Below are 1563 nucleotides of genomic sequence, written 5' to 3'. Positions count from 1 at the left end.
AAGCTACCCTTTATACACATTATTGTTAAATGGAAGTCAAAATAGCAAAGCATAATAAATACGCTGACATTCTGAATATTAAGCATTATAATAATTCATAATTAATGTTATATTTTGTATCTTAAATGCATGAAACGCAGTAGATACAGTAATTATTTTAATGGATTTTTATCGGATTATCGAATTGAAAAAAGAGCAGAGAAAGTATTAAATGACATGCAAAAAACAGGAAATGTAGTAGTAAATAAGTTTTGTTCTACCTTTAAGGATAAGAAAGCAGCATATGAGCTATTTAAAAACCCTTCATTTACAGAGATGGAATTAATTGACGCAATTACCGCAAAATGTAAGGCTAATCAAGTATCAGAACATTTACTGTGCATACAAGATACAACAGAAATTAACTATACTAAGCATATTGGCCGTATAGGCAGACAAGATACTAATATAGGACCTGTTACCAAGAATGATAATGCAGGATACTTTTGCCATCCCATGCTGGTTGTAGATGCCAAGCAGCATTTGCCAATAGGTTTTTCTTCAGTACAATTATGGAATCGATCATGGGATAAAAAAAGTAGACATGAAAGGGAATATCAAAAGCTTAATATAGAAGACAAGGAATCTTACCGTTGGATTAGGTCAGCTCAACAAACTCAGGATTTGTTGCCACAAACCTCACAGTTAACAATAATAGGAGATAGAGAAGCTGATATTTATGAAGAATTGACACGAGTTCCCAATAAGCAAACCCATTTACTGATACGTTCATGTATTAACAGGAGACTGTACAGACAGGATATTAAACTATTTGACTATTTAGAAGCTCAACCGCTTGAACTGGAATATGAATTACCTATACAACACAATAAGAAGAGAAAAAAAAGGATTGCTAAAATGAGCTTAAGGTATGCGAAGGTGAAGATAGCCAAGCCTAAAAGTAAAACAAAAAAGCCCACTGGTGATCCAGAATATATTGAAATGTATACTATTGAAGCAAGAGAGTTCCCTGAAACTGTACCAAAAAAAGAAGAACCCATATTGTGGCGTCTGCTAACAACCCATCAAATATCAAATGCGCAAGATGCCCTGCAATGTATCGAATGGTATAGTACAAGGTGGATTATCGAAGAATTATTCCGAATTCTTAAAAGCAAAGGGATGCAGATAGAAGACTCCCAACTAGAAACCGGTGTTGCATTAAAAAAGCAATTAATCATGGCTTTACAAGTTGCCCTAACTACTATGACACTTAAAATAGCATACGATAAAAACCATGTAGTTAAAGCCAATATATTATTTTCTCCATCGGAACTAGATTTTATACAAATATTAAATCAAACAATGGAGGGAGATACGCAAAAGCAAAAAAATCCTTTTAATATAGGATCGATTGCTTACTGTTCATGGGTATTTGCACGACTTAGTGGCTGGAGTGGTTATGCATCTCAACCCAGGCCAGGATATATTTCTTTAAAGCGAGGCTTAGATATTTTTAGAATAAAATACGAAGGATATTCATTAGCTATGAGTGTATTGAACAATAATGAGTTAAAAGGGTAG

General features: G+C 33.7%; 1 protein-coding gene. It reads left to right on the top strand.

Annotated elements, in window-relative coordinates:
* The first annotated feature begins 129 nt into the window (after positions 1-129).
* The gene (locus A8L32_RS22550; RefSeq protein WP_083631473.1) at positions 130-1563 is read left to right on the top strand and encodes an IS4 family transposase; all 1434 of its coding nucleotides are present in this window, start codon (positions 130-132) and stop codon (positions 1561-1563) included.

The sequence above is a fragment of the Labilibacter marinus genome, assembly GCF_001659685.2.
In the GTDB taxonomy this organism is placed as follows: Bacteria; Bacteroidota; Bacteroidia; order Bacteroidales; family Marinilabiliaceae; genus Saccharicrinis; species Saccharicrinis marinus.
The sequence above is the reverse complement of the archived record's forward strand: the minus strand, read 5'-3'. Positions and strand labels throughout refer to the sequence as shown.

Coding starts and splice junctions, on each gene's coding strand:
- A8L32_RS22550 (WP_083631473.1), top strand. CDS start 130: ATGAAACGCAGTAGATACAGTAATTATTTTAATGGATTTTTATCGGAT.